Source organism: Xenorhabdus kozodoii (assembly GCF_002632875.1).
GTDB classification, from domain to species: Bacteria; Pseudomonadota; Gammaproteobacteria; order Enterobacterales; family Enterobacteriaceae; genus Xenorhabdus; species Xenorhabdus kozodoii.
The window spans coordinates 1-26356 of sequence record NZ_NJCX01000030.1; the positions used below are offsets into that span (position 1 = coordinate 1).

22 protein-coding genes, 1 tRNA gene and 2 pseudogenes are annotated in these 26356 nt (G+C 42.9%); 12 read left to right on the forward strand and 13 right to left on the reverse strand.

The genetic code is table 11. The features are described from left to right. The 3 genes from Xkoz_RS16665 to Xkoz_RS16675 all read right to left on the reverse strand — a co-directional run. A partial coding sequence (locus Xkoz_RS16665; protein ID WP_141554435.1) for a hypothetical protein occupies nt 1-256 on the reverse strand: 256 nt, incomplete at its 3' end. A gap of 183 nt (nt 257-439) precedes the next feature. After that, a complete protein-coding gene (locus Xkoz_RS16670; RefSeq protein ID WP_099143117.1) occupies nt 440-991 on the reverse strand; it encodes a LeuD/DmdB family oxidoreductase small subunit in 552 nt (183 codons plus the stop codon). Then, nucleotides 988-2286, reverse strand: coding sequence for a 3-isopropylmalate dehydratase large subunit (locus tag Xkoz_RS16675; RefSeq protein WP_099143118.1), 1299 nt, complete (start codon nt 2284-2286; stop codon nt 988-990). Before Xkoz_RS16675 ends, Xkoz_RS16670 begins: the two co-directional genes overlap by 4 nt. Before the next feature lie 269 nt (nt 2287-2555). Here Xkoz_RS16675 and Xkoz_RS16680 point away from each other — a divergent pair, with 269 nt between their 5' ends. Next, nucleotides 2556-3479, forward strand: coding sequence for a LysR family transcriptional regulator (locus Xkoz_RS16680; protein WP_099143119.1), 924 nt, complete (start codon nt 2556-2558; stop codon nt 3477-3479). An 80-nt stretch (nt 3480-3559) separates the two neighbouring features. Here Xkoz_RS16680 and Xkoz_RS16685 read toward each other — a convergent pair whose 3' ends face one another. From Xkoz_RS16685 to Xkoz_RS16720, 8 genes are all read right to left on the reverse strand, one after another. Then, nucleotides 3560-4339, reverse strand: coding sequence for an L-threonylcarbamoyladenylate synthase (locus tag Xkoz_RS16685; RefSeq protein ID WP_099143120.1), 780 nt, complete (start codon nt 4337-4339; stop codon nt 3560-3562). Between the two features lie 40 nt (nt 4340-4379). Further along, complete coding sequence (locus Xkoz_RS16690) at nt 4380-4865, reverse strand: YbhB/YbcL family Raf kinase inhibitor-like protein (RefSeq protein ID WP_099143121.1); 486 nt, start codon at nt 4863-4865, stop codon at nt 4380-4382. Between the two features lie 311 nt (nt 4866-5176). Continuing rightward, complete coding sequence (locus Xkoz_RS16695) at nt 5177-6109, reverse strand: siderophore ABC transporter substrate-binding protein (RefSeq protein WP_099143122.1); 933 nt, start codon at nt 6107-6109, stop codon at nt 5177-5179. A 121-nt stretch (nt 6110-6230) separates the two neighbouring features. Next, the gene (locus Xkoz_RS16700) at nt 6231-6968 is read right to left on the reverse strand and encodes a DUF2884 family protein (protein ID WP_099143123.1); all 738 of its coding nucleotides are present in this window, start codon (nt 6966-6968) and stop codon (nt 6231-6233) included. A 37-nt stretch (nt 6969-7005) separates the two neighbouring features. Continuing rightward, entirely contained in the window at nt 7006-7977 is a 972-nt protein-coding gene (glsB, locus tag Xkoz_RS16705) for a glutaminase B (RefSeq protein ID WP_099143145.1), read from the reverse strand. Between the two features lie 43 nt (nt 7978-8020). Then, complete coding sequence (locus Xkoz_RS16710; RefSeq protein WP_099143124.1) at nt 8021-8347, reverse strand: YggL family protein; 327 nt, start codon at nt 8345-8347, stop codon at nt 8021-8023. After that, complete coding sequence (trmB, locus tag Xkoz_RS16715) at nt 8347-9066, reverse strand: tRNA (guanosine(46)-N7)-methyltransferase TrmB (RefSeq protein WP_099143125.1); 720 nt, start codon at nt 9064-9066, stop codon at nt 8347-8349. Before trmB ends, Xkoz_RS16710 begins: the two co-directional genes overlap by 1 nt. 901 nt (nt 9067-9967) lie before the next feature. Continuing rightward, entirely contained in the window at nt 9968-10357 is a 390-nt protein-coding gene (locus Xkoz_RS16720; RefSeq protein WP_099143126.1) for a hypothetical protein, read from the reverse strand. 786 nt (nt 10358-11143) lie between these two features. Between Xkoz_RS16720 and mutY the strand changes: the two genes are divergently transcribed. From mutY to Xkoz_RS16755, 7 genes and pseudogenes are all read left to right on the forward strand, one after another. After that, nucleotides 11144-12181: an A/G-specific adenine glycosylase gene (gene mutY / locus Xkoz_RS16725; RefSeq protein WP_208615292.1), complete on the forward strand. Its 1038-nt coding sequence runs from the start codon at nt 11144-11146 to the stop codon at nt 12179-12181. A gap of 26 nt (nt 12182-12207) precedes the next feature. After that, nucleotides 12208-12480 carry an oxidative damage protection protein gene (locus Xkoz_RS16730; RefSeq protein ID WP_099143128.1) on the forward strand — a complete coding sequence of 91 codons (273 nt, stop codon included), beginning with the start codon at nt 12208-12210 and terminating at the stop codon, nt 12478-12480. A 117-nt stretch (nt 12481-12597) separates the two neighbouring features. Further along, entirely contained in the window at nt 12598-13671 is a 1074-nt protein-coding gene (gene mltC, locus Xkoz_RS16735) for a membrane-bound lytic murein transglycosylase MltC (protein WP_099143129.1), read from the forward strand. Nucleotides 13672-13831: 160 nt separating this feature from the next. Beyond that, nucleotides 13832-13907 (forward strand) — tRNA-Phe (locus Xkoz_RS16740). Nucleotides 13908-14072: 165 nt separating this feature from the next. Next, on the forward strand, nt 14073-15344 hold the full coding sequence (locus tag Xkoz_RS16745; protein WP_099143130.1) for a tyrosine-type recombinase/integrase: 1272 nt from the start codon (nt 14073-14075) through the stop codon (nt 15342-15344). Between the two features lie 139 nt (nt 15345-15483). Beyond that, entirely contained in the window at nt 15484-15687 is a 204-nt protein-coding gene (locus Xkoz_RS16750) for a helix-turn-helix transcriptional regulator (RefSeq protein WP_099143131.1), read from the forward strand. Between the two features lie 215 nt (nt 15688-15902). Continuing rightward, nucleotides 15903-18236: pseudogene (locus Xkoz_RS16755) on the forward strand (toprim domain-containing protein). A 511-nt stretch (nt 18237-18747) separates the two neighbouring features. Here the strand turns inward: Xkoz_RS16755 and Xkoz_RS16765 are convergent. Next, nucleotides 18748-19697, reverse strand: a pseudogene (locus Xkoz_RS16765) (IS30 family transposase). Nucleotides 19698-20208: 511 nt separating this feature from the next. On the opposite strand from Xkoz_RS16765, the gene Xkoz_RS16770 reads away from it, so the two are divergent. Then, nucleotides 20209-21069, forward strand: coding sequence for a transposase family protein (locus tag Xkoz_RS16770; RefSeq protein WP_244183498.1), 861 nt, complete (start codon nt 20209-20211; stop codon nt 21067-21069). Here the strand turns inward: Xkoz_RS16770 and Xkoz_RS16775 are convergent. Then, on the reverse strand, nt 20977-22215 hold the full coding sequence (locus Xkoz_RS16775; RefSeq protein ID WP_208615291.1) for an IS4 family transposase: 1239 nt from the start codon (nt 22213-22215) through the stop codon (nt 20977-20979). The two genes, Xkoz_RS16770 and Xkoz_RS16775, sit on opposite strands and share 93 nt — an antisense overlap. A gap of 120 nt (nt 22216-22335) precedes the next feature. Between Xkoz_RS16775 and Xkoz_RS16780 the strand changes: the two genes are divergently transcribed. The 3 genes from Xkoz_RS16780 (at nt 22336) to Xkoz_RS16790 (ending at nt 26352) form a co-directional block, all read left to right on the forward strand. Continuing rightward, a complete protein-coding gene (locus Xkoz_RS16780) occupies nt 22336-22866 on the forward strand; it encodes a hypothetical protein (protein ID WP_099143134.1) in 531 nt (176 codons plus the stop codon). Nucleotides 22867-23716: 850 nt separating this feature from the next. Then, on the forward strand, nt 23717-24694 hold the full coding sequence (locus Xkoz_RS16785) for an aldo/keto reductase (protein ID WP_099143135.1): 978 nt from the start codon (nt 23717-23719) through the stop codon (nt 24692-24694). 17 nt (nt 24695-24711) lie between these two features. Beyond that, nucleotides 24712-26352 (forward strand): GH3 family acyl-acid amido synthetase, encoded by a 1641-nt coding sequence (locus Xkoz_RS16790; protein ID WP_099143136.1) that lies wholly within the window; start codon nt 24712-24714, stop codon nt 26350-26352. Nucleotides 26353-26356 lie beyond the last annotated feature (4 nt).

The following is a 26356-nucleotide window of genomic DNA, read 5'->3' on the forward strand; positions in this document are numbered from 1 at the left end:
GAGGGCGCGTTTTTGTTCTGGTGTCAGATGAATTTTCATGGTCGTAAGCATGATCGGGTTTGGATAAAAAATCAAGCATCTTCAATGGCGATTGGTATACATCTATAAATTTCTTTGGTACTTTCCCCAACAAAATAAGATTATTAACTTCACGCTTAAAATTAAGATAATTTTTATAAGGATTAACATCAATTATATCAAGAGCATTAAAAATGCCTTTATTTTCCAACTCATCAAATTTGTAAACACTAATCATATAAACCCCCTAATAATATTATTCCCAAAAAATGATACAATACTGACAATAATATCTTATAAAATTCTCAGAGAATTAATCACATTAAAATTTATAAAAGGAAAAATAAATAAAGAGAAAATAAAATTAGCACCAGGTTTAAAAAAACAGCCATCTATTAATAAAAGATGGCTGTTTTCAATATCATCTTATTCTTCCTGACGCACGCGCGTATGAAAATAATCCGCCGGCAGAGACAATATTGGCAAGCTCGCCAATAGGATCTGTTTGATATTTTTCCCCATTTTTCAGCACAATGACTGTCTGGTTTTCAATATCAAGCTCAATACTGTCTCCCGTGACTAACTTGTCGCACAAGCGCTCTTGGGCGGCAACCGGCAATAACTGTCCGGTTGATACACAATTTCGGAAGAATATACGGGCATAAGATTGGGCAAGAACCGCCTTCACACCCGAAGCGCCTAATGCGGCAACAGCATGTTCACGCGAAGATCCACAGCCAAAATTCTGCCCTGCCACAATGATTGGATATTTCGCTTTTCCCTTGTTTTCATCAATGAAAGGCAGTGAACCTTCTGGTAACCCGCACATCGCCAAGGAAGCCAGTTGGGCATAGCCTTCAGGAGTGGAAGGATTGACCTTGAGATATTCGGCCGAGAGGATCTGGTCAGTATCAATATTATCGGTCAAGACATAAACCTCACCCCGAATAATATTGTCCTTTAACTCACTCATAAAAACTCCTCAGGATTTGTTATTTGACCAGTAATGGCGGCGGCGGCAACAGAATAAGGAGAAGCGAGATAAATATTGGCACGTTTATGCCCCATTCTGCCGACAAAATTGCGATTGGTGGTAGATATCACGGATATGGGATCATTGACACGGCCAAAAGTATCTGGCGGGCCACCACAACAGGCGGCGCACCCTGATTCAGATGAAAGTTTCACGCCTGCATCGCTTAAAATTTGGTAGACAGAAACACCGTCGATTTGGGTCGTAATCGTTCCATGGAAAACTTCTTTTGTTGCAGGCACGGCGTAAGTTGGAATTGTCACTTTATGCCCTTTGATAACGCGGGCTGCCGCAACAAAATCCGCCAATTTGCCACCGGTGCAAGAACCAATATATGCCTGAGAGATGGCGACATTAGCGACTTGATCAATGGAAACAACATTATCTGGCGAATGCGGTTTGGCAATTTGCGGTTGCAACGTGGAAACATCAATATTCAACACCCGGCTATATTGCGCATCTTCGTCAGGGTAGACAATTTCAAACGGGAGATTATTTCGTTCTGCCAAATAATCCAGCGTCGCTTGATTGGGAACCATAATGCCGTTTTTAGCCCCACATTCAACGACCATATTGCAAATTGTCATACGCTCTTCTACCGATAATTCATCGATGACATTACCACCAAATTCGATAGCTTGGTAAGTGGCACCATCGACAGTTAATTCTGACAATACAGTTAAAATCATGTCCTTAGCTAATACATGGGCGGGTTTGGTGCCGGTAAAATTTACCCGAATGGTCGTTGGCACCTTAAGAGGGATTTCTCCCGTCCCTAACGCATAAGCGGCATCAGTAATGCCTAACCCAATGGCGAATGCCCCAAAAGCACCGGCGGTCACGGTATGGGAATCTGTACCTAATAACACTTCACCGGGACGGATATGCCCGCCCTCCGCAAGCCCGATATGGCACACACCTTTATAATTGGGCGTCCCGACATCATAAAAATATTTGATGTTCTGCTCGGCGGCAAATTCACGCATGACCCGAATATTCTGATTGGCTTGTGAGTCGGCCGAATAGACAAAATGGTCTGGGATTAAAATAAAGCGTTCAGGATCCCATATCTTCGCATCATGCCCGAACTCCTTTTTAAATACGCTGGCTACACCCGGTGTACAGGGATCGTGAGACATCAGAATATCCACTTTCGCCCAAACCACTTCACCCGGAGTGACTTGTTCACGCCCACTTGCCCGCGCAAGAATTTTTTGCGTCATAGTTTGGTTCATCTCACATTGCCCTCCGAAAATAAAAAACAGACTCAATAGATTGTCATCCTAACAAGATTACTACTCTTTAACGTAGGGAAATACCATTGCTTTGTTCACTGTTTCCAGTATGGAACAGTTGTTCACAAAATGGGAAATTCTTACCCACTGAAATTGGTGTTATTTTGTTACGCTAGTTTTTGTGAATGAAAAAGGAATATTGGCACGTCGCTACAGGATATGTGGTATGTTATAGGGCGGTTCCCACGAGTAAATCATCAGGTTATTGCATGAATAATATTGAGAATCTTACCTCAATGGTGGTCTTTGCCCGTGTTGTAGAGACGCTGAGTTTTACCGAAGCCGCGAGGTCATTAAGGCTGTCAAAGTCTTCGGTCAGCCGCGAGATTGCCCAACTGGAAATAAGATTAGGCACCCAATTACTCAACCGCACTACGCGCAAAATTCAAGTAACAGAAGTCGGGATGAGTTATTACCAATACTGCCACCGGCTCCTTACCGAAGCCCAAAATGCTGAGCATTTTATACGCAATTTCCACGAAGAACCGATGGGAAGTTTGCGCCTGATTGCCCCGGTATCCTTTGGCAGCCAATGTATCGTTCCCGCCCTGAATCACTTTATCGCCGGAAATATTCATATCAGTGTTGATCTGGAACTGACCGACAGAACCATTAATATGGAAGAAGACCAATGTGATATTGCAATCATCATAGGGCGTGAGATGCCACAATATCCACTTGTCATGCCGTTAATTGATATCACTTGGGGGCTTTATGCAACCCCAGATTACATCAGCCAATTTTCTCCAATAGAAAAGCCCGAAGATCTCCCTCGTTACGATTATCTGTTATTCCGAGGCCCTGCCCATACGATTTCCCTGCCATTGCGTAAGGAAAGGAATAAGCTGGATATTGAAGTACGCAGCCGATTTCGTATCAATAACAGTGTGGCGTTAATGCGTTCTGCGCTGGCTGGGGCGGGTATTGCCTATCTGCCCGACTATGTTACCCATGAAGCGGTAGCAGAAGGGAAATTAGTCCGGCTGCTCCCGGAATGGAACATGGATATTTACCAGGCATGGATCTTGTTTAAATCAGAAAACACGTTGTCTTCGCGTGTACAACAGTTTGCAAACTCTTTACAACGCAGGCTAAGGCAAGATTTGGAGAGCGGAAAAAAAGCGCAACGATAGGCTTCAATGCGGGTACAACAGCACCCGCCAAAGATATGATCTGCAAGAGGTGTCAGGCTGGTATTATTACTCAACTGGCATTAATAATAGTTGCCGTGACGGTAATCCCAGGTCGTGAAAATATCGGACATGATCGCCAGGATTTTATTGACATCCAATCCTTTGCGGATTAATACCGGACATGGGGTGATATTGCGCTGCCCCTTTTGCAACGGAACCAATTGACCATTTTCATCGACCATTGAAACCATAACGCCTTGTTCATAACGGGTTTGCTCAGTTTCATTTGGCTGGATTGATTTAACATAGTCATTGGCGCAAATAATCAGATCAGCTCGCTCTTCTATTCTCTCACCGATGCATTCAACCAATCCCCGATTGCCCTTACCTGATGGGTTGGCTGAACTGGCAAATGAGAACTTGCCGTGGTTTTCCCAAAGTTCTTTTGCCAAGATTTCACCCGGCTTGCCGAATTTAATGACGAAACAGCTCGTACCACGCCCATCCATCATCAGATCCTGAGAACCATCATCGGGGATACGGGCTATTGCTTCTTCTTTCCACGGTAAGATACAGCCTAACAAGATGTCTTCATCCCAATGTCTTTGGTAAAGTTCTTCAATTTCCGGGTTAAGCTGAGCCAGCTCTTTCAACTGCTCCAAAGATCCACATAAAACAACACCAGGTTTGTTGCGATTGCGCTGCTTGGCTTCAAACTTACGCTCCAGACCCTGCGCATCCGATGTCATAATAATGTAGCCGACTTTGGTTGGGCAGACGATCATTCCTCCGTCGTTTGAAAGGATCTCTACCGCTTCCGGCTGTAACCCATAGTTCCATTGAATTTGTTTGCTGCTCATATTGATACTCCTTACTGGAAACGGAAGAATTATTAATCAGTTAACGCTGGTAGTAGCCGGTAATCGACGCGGTTGCCAAAGTATTGGCTTGGATCATAAAACGCGCAACAGCATTGGTTGTTTCCGCATCAATTCCCAGTTTTTCTACCGACAATGCATGTACAGTGAAAATATAGCGATGGGCTTTATCCCCTACAGGTGGACAACAACCACCGAAACCAAACAGACCGTAATCATTTCTGCTCTGGATGGTGCCGGCTGGCAATTTGGCACCATCGCTTTGCCCTGCATTTGCAGGTAAGAATTGAGTTTCAACGGGAATATTAAAAGCAACCCAGTGCCAAAAACCACTGCCCGTTGGGGCATCAGGATCATAGACCGTAATCGCAAAACTTTTGGTTCCGGCCGGGGCTTCTGACCAGGTAAGTTCGGGAGAACGATTATCACCACTGCCATCAAATTGATTAAATTCATGCGCTTTCTTCAAGAAATCATTATTCTTAAATTCAGTTGAACCAATAATCATATTTGTATCCCCATTAGCTGCCTTTTAAAACATCCTAACGTAGATTTTCTCTACTGCAAGACTAGGCTATGATTTTGCGTGATTGTTTCAATTTAGGAACAATATCAGGTTGGGAATAATAAGTGAGTCGCAAAGATATTTTGCCAGGATCTCTCTTCTCTGCTGCTTAACCAATAAGAAAATTATCCTGAAATTGCAAAATGGTAGGACACGTCTTTACTCCTCGCGCCGCGAGGAGTAAAGGTTGTACTGAATTTGAGTGAGTTAGATCCCAGGGTAAATTCCGGGAAAAAGAAGTTTAGTTCACGAAATTACAATACATCAGCAACCGCATTGATTTGCCGCGTCATGCTGTCTAAGCCACCACCTGACAAATACCAGAGATCAGACTGTAAATACACTATCTTGCCGTTTTTATAGGCATTGGTTGATTTGACGTGATCATTTTCAAACTGATCTTTTTTCAACTTACCCGCCCCAATTGCTTCACTACGGTCGATAATCAAAATCACATCAGGGTTTGCTTGTGCAATCATATCCGCCGTCACAGCCCGGCTTTTGCTAGCTGGCAATACGGCACGAGGCGCTTTAATCACGTTATAAACAATAGCCTGATTATTGGCATATAATTCACCTGCGTTGTGCAGCAATACCAATACCTTGCTGTTCGCTGCCTTTGCTTTTTCCTGAGCAGATACAACCGTTTTTTCCAAATCAGCCAACTGGGTTTTTACAATATCCTGCTTATTGAATAATTCCCCCAACAATGCAAGATTGCTATTAATGGATGACAAATAACTTTTATTGTCGGTGCTTAAATTAATCGTTGGTGCTATTTGTGACAGGCGATCATAAAACGCGCCTTGACGTCCGGTAATGACAATCAAATCTGGTTTAATTTCCGCTAATTTTTCCAAACTTGGCTCTTTCATTCCCCCGGCATTATGCATAGTCGCCGGCACGCCATCACGCACATATTCAGGTAAGTTACTCATGGGTAATGCGATCACTCGATCAGATAACCCCAGCTTTGACATTGAATCGTAAGTGCCAAAATCGAACAAAACCACCCGTTTGGGATCTTTCTTAACCTGAGTTTCACCGGAAAGATGTTTTACCGTGACATAATCACCAGACTGAGCTGTTACTGTATTTGGTGTAAATAATTCTGGTGATTGACTGAATGCAGGGTAACTGGTAACAGAAAGTAGGGATGCAATAACCATTGGCAAGATTTTTTTCACTGTATATACCTAAATTAAGTCTATTAATGAGGTGACTTGCATTCTAGGTGGCAACATTAATATGTCAACAAAATAAGAATCAACTTCATATTGATTCTTATTTGCTTCAAAGGCGAGTCATTTACTTAATCGCATTCATAAGGCTAATGCGCTGTTGTTCTAATTGGCTGGCTTTACGACATACTTCCGCTTTTAAGCGCTTTAACTCTTTTTCCTGTTTTTTCCATTCAGCATCAAAACCATTTTGCATACCACCTAACCCGCCAAGGAGAGACATTAACATCTGTTTACCGTCACCCTTTTGCTCGCTATTTTTACGGCTCATTTCGTTAATGCTATCTTGCAAAATACCGCCAAGGCTCTGTTCGATGAGTTTTCGTCCTTCCGGTTCTACCTGTTTGACTGCCTGGGCATTAAAGGCAAAGCCACTAGCGCGGGTTTCAATCACTTTATCGATTTGTTTAATGAGGCCAGATTCCAATTGGGATAAACGGTCACGAATATGACTCCCCTTCCCCATCGTATCAACCACCACTTTATCCAGTGCCTGGTGGGCGTTTGCCAAATGACTGAGCGCCTCTTTCTTAACCCAAGGTAAATTCTGACGGATCGTCTGCTGATATTGCTGGGCTTTGCTACGTTGTTCTGTATTCAGCGATAACACCTTACCATTTCGAGTGATGGAGCCATCAGGCAATATTTTTAGGTTTCCACTCGCACCGGTAATCTGGACAGCGTTTGGCGTGACAATGATGTCATCATTAAGCGTCGCATGACATTCAGAGTTCGCCTGTGCCTGGGTGACGATGAATTGAGAGGCAAATAGCAATGATGCAGCAATCGTGATCCTGCGTAACATACATTCTCCTGGTTTCTAAGGTTAAAACAGAGACAGATTAAAAGATAGAACGCCCAATACGCCCAGCTAATTTTTCCAGTGCTGCGCAACCTGCCAATGAGTTGCCGGATTTATCCAGTTCAGGAGACCATACCGCAACCGTGAATTCTCCCGGAACCACACAGATAATACCCCCACCCACCCCCGATTTTCCTGGCATGCCGATCCTGAAAGCAAATTCGCCAGAACCGTCGTACATACCACATGTCAACATCAATGCATTAATCTGGCGTGTCTGCCGAAGGCTCAAAATTTGTTGGCCGGAATCGATCATACGTCCCTGGTTGGCTAAATAAATAAAACATTGAGCCAGCTCAACGCAATTCATTTTCAAGGCACAGTATTGAAAATAGGTTTGCAAAACGGTAAGGACATCATTATCAAAATTACCGAACGACTTCATCAGGTAAGCTATCGCGGCATTGCGACTGGAATGCTCCATTTCTGAACGGGCAACGGCATCATCGTAGAAAATATTCTTCTGCCCAGTGAGGCTGCGGACAAATTCCAGCATCCTATGTTTAGGCGCACTCAAACGCGATTGCAACATATCGCAAATAATCAATGCTCCCGCATTAATAAAGGGATTGCGGGGTATTCCCTTTTCTAGCTCCAACTGGACCAACGAGTTAAACGGCTGTCCCGAAGGTTCCGTACTCACCCGTTGCCAGATATCCTCTTCTTTATAACGTGTCATCGCCAATGTTAAGCTCAACACCTTAGAAATGGATTGGATGGAAAAGCGCTCTTCTGCATCACCCGCTTTAAAAACTTGCCCGTCTACCGTACAAATGGCCATCGCCAAATTATTGACCGGAACCTCCGCCAAAGCAGGAATGTAATCTGCTACTTTTCCTTGGCCAATCAAAGGGCGCACTTCTTCTAAGATATCTGCCAATAATGAATTAGAGAACCTTACCTTCACCACTTTTTCTCCAGACAAACAGGGACTCCCAAGGAGCCCCTGCATAGCGCTATTTTTACGTAATACGCTTTTTTTATGCAACAGCGAATCAATCCCACCACACATCAAACAGTTCTGATGTAACAACGTCTTCCATACCGCGATCTTTCAGCCAACGCTCAACCCATTGGCGGTGTTCTTCCGTACACTTACCGATTTTTTGCAGGCAGATAATCCCTTCCCATTGCAAATAGCCACTGGCATCCAGAGCAAGGCCATTTGGCTCGATCAGCTCTTCAATCAGGGCATCAACCGTACTGTCAACCACCTCAACGGAGGTATCAGCCGGAAAATTCCACTTTACTGAAAAACCCAATTCCTGAAACTCATCGATACGCAATTTTTTACGCAGACGACGACTACGATTTTTAGCCATTATTTTACCCTCTCAAACATTAAATCCCATACACCATGACCTAACCGCTGACCACGTACTTCAAATTTTGTGACCGGACGCGACTTAGGACGTGGCACATAATCACCGTTTTCCGATAAGTTGCGATACCCTTCTGCTGCACTCATCACCTCCAGCATATGTTCTGCATAGGGCTGCCAGTCGGTTGCCATATGGAAAACACCGCCGATTTCCAACTTACTTTTAACTAATTGAGCAAATTCAGGTTGCACAATTCTACGCTTATTATGACGAGCTTTATGCCACGGATCGGGGAAGAAAAGCTGAACCATAGCCAGGCTCTGAGCTGGGATCATGTTGTTCAATACTTCGATGGCATCATGACACATCACTCGCAGATTACTGAGCTTTTCATCTTCTGCAGATGCCAAACATGCCCCAACTCCCGGCGCATGCACCTCGATCCCCAAAAAGTTTTTCTCTGGATTTTCGCTTGCCATGGCGACCAATGATGTGCCCATACCAAAACCAATTTCCAGCACAACAGGGGCTTCACGGCCAAAAATCTCTTCTATATTGGACAACGTTGCCTGATAGTCCACGCCCATTTCTGGCCACACATTATCAAGCGCTTGCTGCTGGCGACTCGTTAACCGTCCCTGCCGACGCACAAAACTGCGGACACGGCGTAACGCTCTGCCATTTTCATCATATTCCGGTGAAATTACGTTATTTATCATGGTACTTTTTATCAGTTTAAAGGCATTTTTTTCAGGCGACTGGGACTTTATGTACCGCAGGATTGCCCAAAGAGAGCGCAATTATGCAAAGATGGCTGAGTTTATCAAGTTCAATGTCCATAAGCACAACTTTAATGCTATGTTTGCGTAAGGCACCGAATTAATATTGATGGTAGCGGATTCAGGCAGGGTTCGCAGTACCGGGGATTACCATCCGGCGAGTCCTAAGCCTCTCCCACCTGAACACCATTAATCAGGGTCTCTATTAACAGCCGAAATAAGTAAATAGACGAGCTCTCCTTTATCAAAAATATCACTGTGAGAAGTTATATATTTTTGGTTTGTTAATCTTGATATTAAATGAACTGGAGGTGTTATTCTCAGTGATTCCTGCAAAATATCATTTAGCTTGCGATTTCCAGACAAAATTTCTTTTAAATAAATAAGGTTTCTCTATAAATGGCATATACCAATTGCCTTTCAAGATGCGCCTTATATCTCCCCGCGGGGAGATATAAACACTTTCATTGGCTTGCAAACTGCAACTTGAAGTTGGATTGGTATATACAAATTGAGAGAGCTTTTTCTACAGGTTCACTAGCAACAAGTAAGACATTAAGTACTAGAGCAACTGTTTCGCTATTTGGTTAGCTTTTTCTTTATGTCTTTTTTATTTTCATTAATGATGAAGGGTATAAGTTCCTTACCTAGATTATTTTTCTTCATTTCTATCAGATTTAGAATGTTATTTTCTAATTCATCCTAAACTGATAAATAAAAATTATTTTCACATAAAGAAATACGATGGGTGTATAACAATCATGTCAGTATTTTTTAACTGACATTTATTGATTGTAATATATGAACTGAGAGCATTATCTATTCGCAGGATTAATAATCTTTAATGCCTGAAACCTAAATCATCATCTTCTTCATTTCCTATAATTTTTCTTGTCAACTCATAACAACACTTTATCTTATTTTCACTAACCGAAAAATGTGAAAAAACCTCGAATTCAATAATAGAATCATCCTTTTTATTAGCCTTAACAATATGATGTGTATGAACATTTTCACCATTTTCTGCAACAGACAAAATAGTAACATTCAAATTAGTTAAAGAATTCTTTAGTAGGGTTATATGAGAAACGAAATCACTAAAAAATATTTTATTACCATTAACCACTTGAAAATAATCTTTCGAAAAGAACTTTTCGATAATAGAAGTATCCAAATCATCACTTTCAAGTATATATTTCAAAGCATGTGTTACAACATTAGAACAGGACACAGTAAACCTCCAATAAATAAAAAATAGCGCACGATTTTATAAATTGTATCAGCTCAAATCAAAAAGGACAAATTGATCTTATTTGTAACTCTCTTCGCAATTTTTAGCTGAGGTGTACCGTAGTGAAGAAAGGAACGAACAGATAAAACGAGGAAGCAGAATTTCACCAATGTTAAGTAATAAACACTAATCACTCTGATCAATATTTTCATCAGGGTAATAATAACCGCCCAGATCTTAATATCCATATTTCAATAACTCTGCATCCCAAAATAAGACTAATATTATAATAAAGTAAATTGCCACTATAATAATCGTGGTGATAGTGATTGAAATATACACCGCATTAATACTTCATAGAAATCCCTCTCCGTACTGCTTATTGCTTTTCTTATTTATTATGTGGAGCAAAATTAATAGCCAGCTTGGATAGAATGCTCTGCTGAATCTTTAGTGCTGCATTTAATATAGCTGAAGAAGTTGACCCTGCGATATGAGGTGTTAGCAGAGCCTCATCAAAAGTCTGAATTGGCGTAGAGAATTGTTCTCCTTCATTTTCGAAGGTATCCAGAGCAACGCCGGAGATCCAACCCGGGTTTTTCTTGTCCAGTTCGCCAGGGCTGTGCCAATCATTATCCGCAACCAGAATGATTTTCGTGTCAGGCCAACATCCCCGAACAGCTTTTGCGACAAAAAGTAATAAAGTTCGGGTTTACACTGAGGTTGCACTATGTTGCAATCCTGCTCACAAAACAATGACCAGATATAAAGACAATTATTCTAATGATGGAAGCTGAGCAATTTTCACAAGTGGTACTTGAGTGGTATCACCGCTATGGCCGCAAAACTCTGCCGTGGCAATTGGAAAAAACGTCCTATCACGTCTGGCTTTCAGAGGTGATGCTGCAACAGACGCAAGTTGCGACAGTCATTCCCTATTTCCAAAAATTTATTGCCCGTTTCCCCGACATGACTTCCTTGGCGGCGGCTCCTTTGGATGAAGTTCTCCATTTATGGACGGGTTTGGGATATTACGCGCGTGCCCGTAATTTACATAAAGCGGCGCAACAGATTGTAGCGTTGCACAACGGTAAATTCCCGATAACCTTTGATGATGTAGTTGCCCTGCCCGGTGTCGGGCGCTCGACTGCCGGCGCCATTCTTTCACTGTCCCAAGGCCAACATTTCCCTATTCTCGATGGAAACGTTAAACGTGTTTTAGCGCGCTGCTACGCCGTTGATGGCTGGCCGGGGAAAAAAGAGGTTGAGAACCGGTTATGGGACATCAGCACACGCGTGACGCCCAAACAGGGTGTCGAATATTTTAATCAGGCGATGATGGATCTGGGCGCTATGGTTTGTACCCGCAGCAAACCAAAATGTGATATTTGTCCGCTTAACATGGGTTGCATCGCTTATGCCAATCATAGCTGGACGAATTATCCGGGGAAAAAACCGAAACAGCGCATCCCTGAAAAAACCGCCTACTTTTTATTAATGCAACAGGGTGACACGGTTTGGCTGGAGCAGCGCCCACCTTCTGGTATCTGGGGTGGTTTGTTTGCTTTCCCACAATTTGCTGATCAAACCTCATTGGAACAATGGCTGAAAAACGCCGGCATCTCTCACAGTAAACTTGAACAACTGACCGCATTTCGCCACACGTTCAGCCATTTTCATTTAGATATCGTTCCCATTAGAATCGATATCTTATCTTTTGATTCCTGCATGGATGAAAGTCAGGGACTTTGGTATAACTTACACCAGCCAGCAACTATTGGTTTGGCAGCTCCCGTTGAGTACCTTTTGCAACAATTGGGTTAATTTGCCCACTATTTTGAGGATTAATTATGAGCAGAACTATTTTTTGTACTTTTTTACAACGAGAGGCCGAAGGCCAAGATTTTCAGCTCTATCCAGGGGAATTGGGCAAGCGTATTTTCAATGAGATTTCGAAAGAAGCATGGCAGCAATGGATGAGTAAACAAACCATGCTGATTAATGAAAAGAAACTCAATACCATGAACCCGGAAGATCGCAAGCTGCTTGAACAAGAGATGGTGAAATTCCTGTTTGAAGGGCATGATATTCAAATCGACGGTTATACTCCACCGGAGCAATAATAAATAATATACTACTCGATGAATATCGTTTGGCATAATGAGAGCCATTTTGTATGGCTCTAACACTGATTGAAACCTCAAATATCCAACAGCATTGATATCTAACGGCATTGTAAAATGAAAAAACTGCTGGCTTTGATCCTCCTCGCTCCACTTTTAATTTCCTGTTCTGGCAAAAAAGACATTGAATACAACGAAGAATATATAAAAGACACCAATGGATTCGATATTTTGATGGGGCAATTTGCCCACGATATTGAAAACATTTGGGGTTTGCAGGAAGTTTTAATCGCAGGTCCAAAAGATTACGTTAAATATACCGATCAATATCAGACCCGCAGCCATATCAATTTTGAGACGGGGAATATTACCATTGAAACGATCTCCCCGATTGAACCCACCGAACATTTACGCAAAGCGATCGTTTCAACGTTACTGATGGGGGATGATCCCGGAACTATCGATCTTTATTCCGACGCCAACGATATTCAGATCAGCAAAGAGCCATTTCTATATGGACAAGTTTTGGATAACAGTGGTGAACCCATTCGCTGGGAATGGCGCGCACGCCATTTTGCCGATTATCTGCTCCAGAATAAAATGCAAAAACGGCAATCGGGGCTGCATGTCATTTGGTCAGTGACTATCCGATTGGTTCCTAACCACTTGGATAAACGCGCACATAAATACCTTCCTATCGTTCGCAAAGCATCCATAAAATACGGCGTTGATGAATCCCTGATCCTTGCCATCATGCAGACTGAATCCAGTTTCAACCCTTATGCCGTCAGTCGCTCTGATGCCTTGGGACTTATGCAGGTCATGCAACACACCGCCGGACGAGATGTTTTCAAGATGCAAGGGAAATCAGGCCAGCCTAGCCGCAATTATCTCTTTGATCCTGAGAACAATATTGATGCCGGCACCGCCTATCTATCGATATTGCAAGATACCTATTTAGGGGAAATCAAAAATGCAACCGCACGTCGGTATGCCGTTATTACAGCCTACAACGGTGGTGCAGGCAGTGTATTGCGCGTATTCTCGAATGATAAAAAGAAAGCGGTTCAAATCATCAACTCAATGGAGCCTGGTGATATTTATGCAACCCTGACCAACAAACATCCTTCTGCTGAATCACGTCGTTATTTAATAAAAGTGAACAGTGCTCAAAAAAGCTATCGCAGGTAGTTGATAACAGATTAGCTGACAATAAAGACAGATGGAGAGGTGATTAACTCTCCATTTTGTTTAGATTTATCGCTTATTGTGTGATTTAAGAGCAGATAAACAAATTTATGCAGAAAGTGTTTGACGGATTAGGCTGAATACGGTTTAATGCGCCCCGTTAGCCCGGATAGCTCAGTCGGTAGAGCAGAGGATTGAAAATCCTCGTGTCGGTGGTTCGATTCCGCCTCCGGGCACCACTTCAACTTCCAGTGAAGTCCAGCCCAGTCAAACAATTTCTCGCAAACCTTGCAAAATCAACATTCTTTCTTATTTTTACGTCTAGTTTCGTCTGTTGCAATCAAGAAGCAGCAAAGGGCATAATCCGGGGCACTTACCGTTCGATTATAGGAATGCCCCTAAAAATGAAACTAAACGCACGACAAATCGAAACTGCAAAGCCCAAAGAAAAAACCTACAAACTTGCCGATGGTGGCGGTCTCTATTTAGAAGTCACAGCACGCGGCTCTAAATACTGGCGCATGAAGTACCGCCGCCCCACCGATAAGAAAGAAGACCGGCTGGCATTTGGTGTCTACCCCACCGTATCATTAGCTGATGCCCGCGCTAAACGCGATGAAGCCAAGAAGCTGATGGCACAGGGCATCGACCCTAAAGCTGAGAAAAGAGGTGCTCCCTCGCCTGCCAAAGTCAACACTTTTGAACAGGTCGCCCGTGCATGGCATGCCAGTAACCAGCGCTGGGGCGATAGCCACCGTCAGAAAATATTGCGCAGCCTTGAGCAGTATATTTTCCCGCATATCGGCACCCGCGATATTACCACATTACGTACCAGCCAGCTTTTAGCGCCGGTCAAAGCCATTGATGCCGAGGGTAAGCACGATATCGCGCAACGACTGCGGCAGCGTATCACGGCCATCATGCGCTACGCCGTCCAGAATGACATTCTGGAATCCAACCCGGCTAATGACATGGCAGGCGCACTCATCACCACAAAATCCCGCCATCACCCCGCCCTGCCCCATGAATACTTGCCTGACTTTTTGGCTCGCTTATCTGCCTATCGCGGGCGCTTACTGACCAAGCTCGCGGTAGAACTGGCGCTGCTGACTTTTGTCCGTTCCAGTGAGCTGAGATTTGCCCGCTGGCAGGAAATCGACCTTGAAAACGCGGTCTGGAAAATTCCCTCCACCCGACAACCCATCAAAGGTGTTCGCTTCTCTGAACGCGGTATGAAAATGAAAACCGATCACCTTGTACCCCTGAGCCGTCAGGCAGTTCGACTTATCAACGCATTGCACAAGCTGAGTGGTAATTGTGAAGTGATGTTCCCCAGTGATCATGGTTCTGCAAAAGTGATGAGTGAAAACACCGTCAACAAGGCACTACGGGCGATGGGCTACGACACCCAGACCGATGTCTGCGGGCACGGTTTCCGTACAATGGCACGCGGAGCAACGGGCGAATCCGGCCTGTGGAGCGATGACGCCATCGAACGCCAGCTCAGCCATATCGAACGCAATAACGTCCGGGCGGCGTATATTCACACCTCCAAACATCTCGACGAGCGGCGGCTGATGGTGCAGTGGTGGGCGGATTATCTGGACGCAAACCGGGAAAAATCCATCACACCCTATGACTTCGCCAAACCGCTGCGCGACAGAAAAAACCGTTAGTACAATTTGTAATCTTTTAATTTTCATCGAGGGATAACTAATTAACACTGTTCATTTAGTTTGGCTTTTTCAATAATCCGCCTGTCATCTAACAACGTCCACGGTGAACGCTCAAGGACTCGGTAACAGGAGAAGCAATATGACAATGACAGCGAAAACAAACTTTATTCGTTTGCCGGAAGTACAGCGCAGAACGGGTTACAGCAAAGCGTGGATCTACAAACTGATTAGTGACGGAGAATTCCCGCAACAGGTCAAAATAGGCCCACGTTCCGTAGCTTTTATTGAAGCAGAGATTGATAACTGGATTGCACAACGGATCGCCGAATCACGGGCAGCATGACGCATAAGAGAATATGACATAAGAAGAAACGCACTATAAAACACAACGCCCCGTAGTGCTGCAAACACTGCGAGGCGTTTCACCAACAATCATTAAGAAAGGTAAAAATGATGGCTGATACACAGCATACCCAAACTCGCCCTAAATTTACAGTTCAAAAAACAACTGGCAACCAAAAACCGATTGATCTTATCCAGACCGTGAAAACCTCAGCTATGTACTCATGGCAAAACCTGCTACCCGCCTGTGGTATCACTGTTCCGGCAAAAGGTAAACATGGTGCCTGTCCGGTTTGTGGCGGCACTGACCGCTTTCACTTTATCGACGACCAACATCACGGCAACTGGCACTGCCGCCAGTGTGATACACCGAACTATGGTGACGGGCTGGATTTAGTGGCAAAAACCAACCGGATCACGATTACGGAAGCTGCCAAAGTTGTTGCGGATGCACTGGCATTGCCTTTGTCCGAATCCAAGCCAGCCAGAGAAACACTCTATCCCGTTCAGCCGATTGCTGAAAAAGTCGCGGCACTGATGGCACAGACTGTTTCCGGGCAATCGCTTTATCTAACTGCAAAAAAGCTGCAATATCCTAATCAGCGTCTGCTGGAAGATGGTTCATTATTATTACCTTTGACAACGCTCGATAAAAAAATCACCGGTGCGCAGATCATCAAACCTAATGGCGAGAAAAAATTACTCTCTGGCAGCCAGAAGAAAGGTGCATTTATTGCTGTGTCAGCGCTGGACGAATATCCTGACACGGTGATCATTACCGAAGGTTACGCTACAGCGCTCACAGTTAACTCGCTCTATAACGGTACTGTTCTAACGGCACTCGATGCAGGTAACTTGCTTTCTGTCGCTAAAGCGGTTCGGGAATGTTGGCCTGATACGAAAATCATTCTGGCTGCGGATAATGATTGTCACTCTCCCGGCGCATTAGATAAGAACGATAAATCCAAAGTGAATATTGGCAAGGTTTCGGCAGAAAAAGCCGCTCTTGCGGTTAATGGCTGGGTTACTTTGCCGCCTACAGCGTATAAAGCCGATTGGGATGATTATCGTCAGAGTCACGGTATTGAGGTAGCAAAGCAGGCTTTTAGTGAGGGACTTTATCAACCGACATCAACCAATAAAAAAGCAGCCGCTCACCCTAATGATATCGAATCTTCCAAGCTGACCCTCTGCCAAATGGGAGCCAGCCAGCGTGGAGAAGTCTTACTGGCGCGTTATAACAGTGACTTGGCTCTGGATGGTGCTTCAGAAACCGTTCATCATTATGACGGTATTGTCTGGCGTCCGGTCAGTGACCGTGATTTAAAACGGGAAATGGTCGCTGCTTTTATGGAAGAGAAGCAACCATATTCACCGCATGGTATCAGCTCTGCCGTGGATGCCCTGAAATTACAACTTCCCATAATGCAGCCTCCAGAACGTCACTTAATCGGGTTCAGTAATGGCGTATTTGATCTGAAAGTCTGTCAGTTCCGACCTCATCGCAAAAATGACTGGTTATTGCTTGCCAACGATGTCGCGTTCAATTCCCCCGACTCGGGGGAAACCCTGAAAGACCATGCACCACAGTTCTGGCATTGGCTTAATCGGGCAACGGCTAACTGTGAAAACAAATTTGATCGGGTACTGGCTGCGCTGTTTATGGTGTTGGCGAACCGCTATGACTGGCAACTTTTTCTGGAAGTCACCGGTGCCGGAGGCAGTGGCAAAAGCATCTTTGCTGAAATCTGTTCCATGCTGGCAGGCAAAGGTAATACGGTTTCTGCGAGCATGGCAGCGTTGGAAAACCCACGAGAACGGGCGTTGATTGTCGGCTATTCACTGATTATCCTGCCAGACCAGACTCGCTATGTGGGCGATGGCTCCGGCATCAAGGCGATTACAGGTGGCGATGAAGTTGCCATTGACCCGAAGCACAAACAGCCCTATTCGACCCGTATCCCTGCGGTGGTGCTGGCAGTCAACAATAATGCTATGAGTTTTAGCGATCGCAGTGGTGGAGTATCACGTCGTCGGGTAATCTTCAACTTTTCCTAAGTTGTCCCGGAAAATGAACGAGATTCACACCTGCGGGATAAAATCGCAGCAGAATTGCCCGTGATTATCCGGCATTTGCTGCATCGGTTCGCTGAGCCACAAACCGCAAGGCGTTTACTGGCAGAGCAACAGAAATCCGAAGAAGCATTGGACATCAAACGTGGCACCGATCCGCTGGTTGATTTCTGCGGCTACCTGATTGCGTCCGATGAAACTGACGGCCTGTTAATCGGTAATGCGGAAATTATGCCGTTCAATCCCCGTAAGTACCTTTATCACGCTTACCTTGCCTATATGAAAGGGAATAATCTGAATAAACCCGTTTCTGTAACCCGCTTCGGTATGGATATGCCCGGCGCACTGGCAGAGTACGGTCAGCAATACCTGCGCAAGAAAAGCAAACACGGTATTCGCAGCAATCTGAGCCTCAATATTGATACCGCCATCGAGTGGCTGCCAAAACTGACAAGGCATAACCTACCAGAAGAATAATTTTTTCTTTATCTGACAATTTTCAAAGAAATATAAAAAAGTGTTCACCACTATTCACTCTGCAATTTAAATTAGATATATCAATCTATTATAGGATGAATAGTTATTTTTAAACTGTTCACAACTCTTCAACCCTGTTCACCTTTCTCATATTTGAAGTGAACGGTTAGGTGAAGAGTGATGATGAGTTCAATTTTAAGCCATCATCATTTAACGATATGAATTTAAATGAAAATATATAAAGGTGAACAGGGTGAACAGTTTCATCCCTATTTCTTTAAAATGGAGGGAGTAAGCAAAAAAGTTTTCTCTGGCAGGTATTTTTCAGCTCTCCGATTTACCGGGGTAATGTATTACCCCGGTAAATCGGAGAAGACAAGCGTAGCGCGTCAGTTGGGTTTAAATATGTTGCATATCATGAAATAAAACCTAATTGATTGATTTTATTAAAAAATTAATATTAGGATGTATTGGTGTTTTGCGAGGAATTATTGGACAACATTAGGCGAATTCAACTCCGAAGTGCAACACCGCTTATATTCTTTAATTCGTTGAAAACAACTTGAGGTGTTTTAAAGCCTAAGCATTTTCGGGGACGGTTATTCAAGATATCTTGATAAGGTTGTAACTGCTCATCCGTGATCGTTCTCAAATCGGTTCCTTTAGGAATATATTGCCGAAGTAAACCATTAAAGTTCTCATTTAATCCACGTTCATAAGTGGAGTAAGGATGAGCAAAATAGGTATCGGCTTCCAACGCTTCCGCTATCTTTTTGTGTTCGCTAAATTCGCCACCATTGTCGAAAGTGAGGGTAAAACAATGCGTTTTGTAATCACTCAGCATTTCTATTATTGCCTGACTGACCACGCTGGCCTCTTTTGACGGTACCTTTTTAATCAGATAAAGGCTACAGCGTTCTGCTAATGTGACGATAGCGTCTGTCCCCTGCTGGCCCAGAACAAGATCCGCTTTCCAGTCACCCAAGCAGCTGCGTTCATCGATAATCGCGGGTCTTTCCTCAATTGAAACCGCATCCGGAATAGGTGTACGCTTACGTCCATTGCCTTTGTGATAACGCCGTTTACTTTGTCTCAGGCATCGCCATAAATTGCCTTTTCGCTGTTTGTCTTTGTAGGAATACTGATAAATCCACTCATGGCTCACAAAAAAGGCGTATTCCTTACCCACTGCGCTTATCTGTTCGGGACTCCAGTGCTGATGTAGCGCCACTTCAACGAAAAAACGGTGTCTGCGTTAATAGCGTTGGTGCGGTGTTCTTGCGTTTTGCTTTGAGCCGACTCCGCCAAATAGCTATCGATGTCCTTGTTACGCCGAATTTCCCGGGAAACAGCTGATTTATGGACACCGATCCGCCGGGCAATCTCGCTGAGACTGAATTCTTCTTTAAAAAAGATCTCGATCTGGTATTTTTGTTTCTCAGTTAGCTGCTGATATTTCATGCTACTCACACTCGTCTTTGGTCGGACAAAATGAGTAGCTTATCTGCAGCTAACTCCCAGTCCAAGTTTCCTTTCGAATGTTCAGCAATTCTCAATGAACAACTGCAAACTGAAATTTATAATTATATGAAATAAAAGTAAAAATATCGGTTCCCCCTATCTGAAATGGCACCAAATAGCGCGAAAACTTTTTTATTTTTTACTCATAATATCATGTAAATAAAAGAAAAATTTTTTCATTGAGAATTGCTGAAATGTTCAGAGAATGCTTCCCTGAGTGCGTTGAAACTCAGCGATTTTTTTGCCTTCATCAAAGTTACCATGAGATCCCCCCAGAACTCGTAATTCAATACAGACTGTCGGACAGTGGTCGTTACCAAGAAAGAGCATACACGTTAAGGTGTGTCATTGCGCGGTTATACCAAATAGCGCGAACACTATTTTTAACGGGTTCCACAATATCATGTAAATCCGAGAAATTTTTTTCATTGAGAATTGCTGTGAACATTTGTTGACATTTGACGATCCCCGGCAGCCGCATAAATGCGCGTATTCTCTGCATGATACGGTCATGAGTGCTTTCGCCTGCATGTATTTTCAGGATTCGTCCTTAAAACAGTTTCAGGAGCGGCTGGAGAAGAAAAAGCACCAGCGCAGTAATTTGCAGACCCTGTTCGGCGTCCATCACATCCCCAAAGATGCCCAGATGCGCAATATTCTGGATGAACTGGATAGTGAATCGTTTTCAGCTATTTTTGCGGATTATTATGAACGCCTGCGGCGGCACAAACATCTGGAAAGTTATCAGGTGCTGCCCGACATGGTGCTTTGCGTCATGGATAGCACCCAATATCACAGTTCAGGCAGTATTCATTGTGCCGGTTGCCTGCACAAAAGCCATCAGGAAGGGGAAGTCACTTACCAGCATGCCGTCTCGCAGGGGGCCATCATGCATCCGGAAAAACGTCAGGTTTTACCGGTCATGCCCGAAGCTATCCATAACCACGATGGTGAGACCAAACAGGATTGTGAGACCAACGCGGCCAAGCGCTTTGTCCGGCATTTGAAACAAGCGCATCCCCAGCAGGTTTTTCTGCTGGGCGGCGATAGCCTGATGTCCCGCCAACCCTTGATAGAAGAGGCACTCGGGCAGGGAATGCATATCCTGTTTACAGCGAAATGCAGTGATCATGTGTACATGTATGAGTGGCTGGATGCGTTTAAGGCGCTTCCCTCGCGGGAGTCCATTGATAAAACAGGAAAAACCCACCGCTTCCGCTTAAGCACGAGCGGTTCTTTTTTTATAAGGATAACGGGATGTTTTACAAAGCACTTGCCTTGGAACCGATGGCCGTTTTCGCTTTTGGGGTAAGATCAGCCGCTTACCACTTTCCCTGAGGGCTTTTAATTTTTGGGGTATCGTGCCCGGACTGCGTCCTGAACACCATAAAAATTCATCCTGTATCAACCGTAACACATTGATAAAGCTTATCCGAAGCGGTTCAACACGGTAGGCCTTTGCCATCCGACTCATCTCCAACCGAACCAGGTTGTAGGCAATCAGTATGCCCCATAATTCCTGATAGATCCCTACTCGTGTCTGGCTTCTCAGCAAAGCGATATTATTGAGCTGCCTTTGTTTCAGTTCACCATAGCCTTCTTCGGTTTCCCATCGTTCCCAGTACACGCTCAGGATCTCTTTAAGAGGATATGTCACCGGACATTCCATGGAGGTTATAAATCCTTTAATTTCGCCGTTGGGTTCCGGGATCAGGATCAGGCGCGCCCGCCAGGTCTTTTCAAGGTGAGGATACATTTTCCGGGCTTGGGGAGACACCGGCATCTCGATGAATTTGTCATAAGCACTGTATTCCTGAATGACGTCATAACGCATTTTGCTTTTTATTGGGGTGAGCCAATGGGTATTTTTGCTGGTACCCTGCCAGGCCTGAAATAACTCCGCAGAAAGAAAGCCCCGATCAAACAACGTCAGGGTATTTTCGGGGACAGACCCCACTAATTGTTGGGCGTAGCTAATCTCACTTTGGGTGATGGGGCCAAATGCCACATCAGAGATCAGGTGTGTCCGGGCGGACATCAGGGTCACCGCCAACACCGAGGGAAACGTCGCTTTGCCGGAGGCATAACCCAGCTGTTGGTTATCGCCGGTGTCAGGCACTTTAAACTGAGTGCCATCCACGCATAAGATTTTCAGGCCACACGTCGCATAATTTGCCTCTTCTTTTTCCCATTCGGTGGCGGTGGTATGAAAAAGGTGTCGTAAGGGCTCAACCCCAATGCGATACCGGGCTTTTGAGATACTGCTTGATGCCAATAACGGCAGTTCCCCTTTCGCATCAGGAAACGCCAAATCTAATTTGTCGCAAACCTCATTGATAGAACGATTTCTCATGAGACCGATGCCCAGCACTAACCAGACGGCTTGTTCAGCGGGAAATCGACGTTTTCGCACGGTGGCTCGCCCTGTTTCTTTAACGGCTTCAGTCACCCATTCCATTGGAATGTTTTAACTAAACGCATCCATGGAGACCGGGTAATTCAATGCCGCAGTGGCTTGAAGTTCACGAGAAAATTCAGACATAAAAAATCGGCCTTAGGCAATCATCGAAGGCCGATTATGCTTATCTTAATTTACTTAAGCGAGCGGTATTACCGCTTCCGCTGGCAGAACGGTATCCCACTGCATGGTGGTGCTAAAGCGATAACAGTCAATTATATGGAATATCAACAGATTAACCCGGATAGCAGGATCACCTACCGGGGCGGCTGGGTGACGGATATCGACGTCAGTCGGGAAAATGTGAGGACGTTAGCCCGGACAGGCCGTTGCCGATGGAAAATTGAAAATGAGTGTTTTAACAGCCTGAAAAATCAGGGTTACGAGTTAACACATAATTATGGACACGGGCAAAAACACCTGAGCTATAACATGTATTTACTGACGTTATTGGCCTTTTTTTATCACCAGATCTTCGAACTGACGGATGGCATGTATCAGGCTTGCCGACGATCTTATGGTTCGAAGCGGCATTTATGGGAGAATTTTCGAGCCACTATCCGGATGCTGGTAGCGGAAAGCTGGGCAATGCTGATGGACTTATTACTGAATGAAGATGATTATGAAGTGAGTGCAATCAAAAAAATCTGAATCACCCTGCCGATATTATTATGCGCTTTGAGACGTAGACTTTGTTGCGCCCAAGTACGACAGACGATACCCCCATTTCGATGCAGAATTCATCATGTAGTCTTTAATCACAGAAAAGTCGGGGATCCCTCTGTTTGTCACTCGGTTCACTGAGAATTGCTGATCTTATATATTTTCTCTTTGGCATTGTATCATTTTAATATTATAATTAAATTAATAGTGATTGATCCTTATAGTAATCAATAAATCAAATGCATAATATATTATATTTATAAAAATTATACATATATTTAAAAATTGTATATATGAAAATTATTGGCATTTTATGCTGATTTTATTAATTTAAATATTATTTAAGCAGGGTTTATATTTTTTAATTGCTTTTCTTTGGGTAATTATTCTTTTTTTTATTTATTAAAAACCATTAGATGCGAATTAATTGTTGCATGCATTTTTTTGTAGTGATAATTTAATTTCATCTTATGCATAAATATAGGGTTAACATTTATTGATAATATGAAATATATCTAAATTATATAGGCGACGTTGCACTTCTAAGTTGAATTCGCCTCTTTTTATAAAGATGATTTAATCAAATTAAAATAATTTAATTTAATTACCATCCACTATGGGTAAATATATTTCATATCGTTATCTTTATTGTGGCATTTAATTAAATACTGGGTAAGCAAGGCCAGTGCTTATATTTATTTAATACCGATATATCTATAAATAACCTTATTTTAAATAGAATTTATTATTTTAATAAAATTATTTATGGAATATTAATTAGGTGAAATTTAAATAGTATACTTTAAACATATTTTTGCTAATAAAATAGGTGAATTCAATGAGTGAGATTATTTGGTCTAAAGACATTCATATTGGACTAGGGTGTATGGGTATGAGCCAATGGTATGGTTCAACAAATGATATGGAATCGTCTGCTACAATTTTAGAAGCACTCGAGCAAGGTGTTCGGTATCTCGATACAGCAGAAGTATATGGGCCTTATACAAATGAAGAGCTTATAGGAAAAACTCTATTAGGCCGCCGGCAGGATGCTTTTATTGCTACAAAATTTGGCTTTCCAATGATCAAGTCGGATGGTACGCAAATCCCTCCAGATAGTTCTGCCGCTAACATTAGAAAATCGGTCGAAAATAGCCTTACACGCCTGAAAACAGACTATATTGATCTTCTATATCAACACCGAATTGATCCTAACATTCCTATTGAAGATGTAGTAGGAACAATGTCTGAACTTGTTTGCGAAGGAAAAGTTCGATATATAGGCCTTTGTGAAGTTGGTGTAGATACATTACGTCGTGCTCATGCTACACACCCACTGACTGCAGTTCAAGCTGAATACTCAATTTGGGAGCGTAATCTGGAGCATGATGTCATACCTGTAGCAGCAGAGCTAGGGATCAGTGTAGTTGCCTTTTGTCCTTTGGGAAGAGGCTTTTTGACAAGTAATTCTCCTGTGCCTGATATGTTGGATAACCAAGACTTTCGCCGCCTAGATCCACGATTTGAACATGGTAACTATTTAAGGAACCAAATATTTGTTGACGTAGTTAAGAAACATGCATCAAAGCTGAATATCACACCTGCACAATTAGCACTTGCATGGATTATGGCACAAAAACATCATATTGTTCCTATACCTGGCACTAAACGTAGAACCTATTTAAGAGAAAATATTGCGTCACGTCAGATCTCATTATCATCAGAAGAATTGAAAGCTTTCGATAAAGAACTTGATTCTTTGAGTGTTTCTGGAGATAGATATAATTCTGCAATGAAAAAATATATTGACAGATAATAAAAGAGATAATAGTTATGAATTTATATGATGAAAGCCTTAAATCTTTATTTAAAAGAAGAACTGAATTTTTCAAAAATGAGTTTATTGAAAAAATACAAGACCCTTTAGCTGCGCAGAAAGAAGTTCTTAGTGATCTTGCTGATATCACACGTGATGCTGATTTTTGGCAAGAAAAAAAAGCAAACCTTTCAAGTCTTGAAGAATTTAAAAAAAGCGTACCTATTTCTTCATATGGGTATTTTGAAGAGGCAATTAAAAAAGAAATTATTACTAAAGGTGGCATTATTACTAATAGCCCTGTTATCCGTTGGTTAAAAACGAGTGGTACTACGGGAAACCCTAAATATATTCCTTATACCTACCATTGGATGCAAAAATATCGCATTCCAGCCATGTATACTATGTGGGATACTTTTATTAATGCGTGTCCACATATTTTACTACAAAAATATTCTGTGCTTGATACGCAGACAACAAGAGAAGCTGTACAACCGAGTGTGTGTGGACTATCTCATCAATCAATAAGTAATAGATATCCGCGTATTAATGATAATGATTGGACACCTCCTTGGAATAGTGAACCTTGGTATAATGAAAATATGCCAAGTGATCATGATGGCCGGAGTTATGCAAGACTCCGTTACTTTTTAGAAAAAGATTTAAGAGCAATAACTGCCATTAATCCTAGCATGATTCTTTCATTATATGACAAGTTAAATACATTTAAAGATTCACTAGTTAGAGATATTTATGATGGGACTTTACAAGGTGAAAAATGTAATAACTTTTCGCCTGATCATCAGATGGCTAAAAAAATCGAAAATATATTTTCAAAAAATAATTTCACATTATGTGATGTTTGGCCTAAATTAAGTTTCTATTCGTGCTGGACATCTGCTGGTGCATCATATTATCTGACTCGTTTAGATGACATAATTCCTGAGGCTACCATTGTTCCATTTATGACATGTGGTACAGAAGGAGTGACAACAATTCCTATATGTCCAGATATAGAATCGCAACCGTTGGCTATTAACCAAGCTGTTTTTGAATTTATCCCAGCTGAAATAGACCCTGAAAAATGGCTAGGTAAATACGAGCAAAATACACTATCCCCCATGGAATTAGAACCAGGAAAACGTTATCACATTATTATGTCTCAGGCACATGGATTACTGCGTATGTGGACTGGGGATATTTTTGAAGTTACAGAGGTAACACCTGAAGGAACGCCGTGGATGTTTTTTGTTGAACGTTATGGTGTATTTAATTCTTTCACTGGAGAAAAATTGACTCATCAGGATCTTTCTGTTTCATTTGAAAAAACATTTAAGACGCATGAAGGTCAGAAAATGCCTTATCTGATTGCTCCTAAATGGGATGCCATTCCTTACTATATTTCTGTGGTTGAATCATTACGAGGGATAGATGCGGAGGTATTCGCTAAACAACTTGATAAAGAAATTGCTACTGTAAATATTGAGTATGCATCAAAACGGGATAGTGGCAGGCTTGCAGCTCCTAAAGTTTTTGTATGTCCGCCAGATACATTAAGACAATATTTTGAACATGGAAGAAATGCAAAGAATGGCAACCAACACAAATTTAAACATCATCAAACTGATAGCTCTATTGTAGAAAGTTTTTGGAAATAAATGC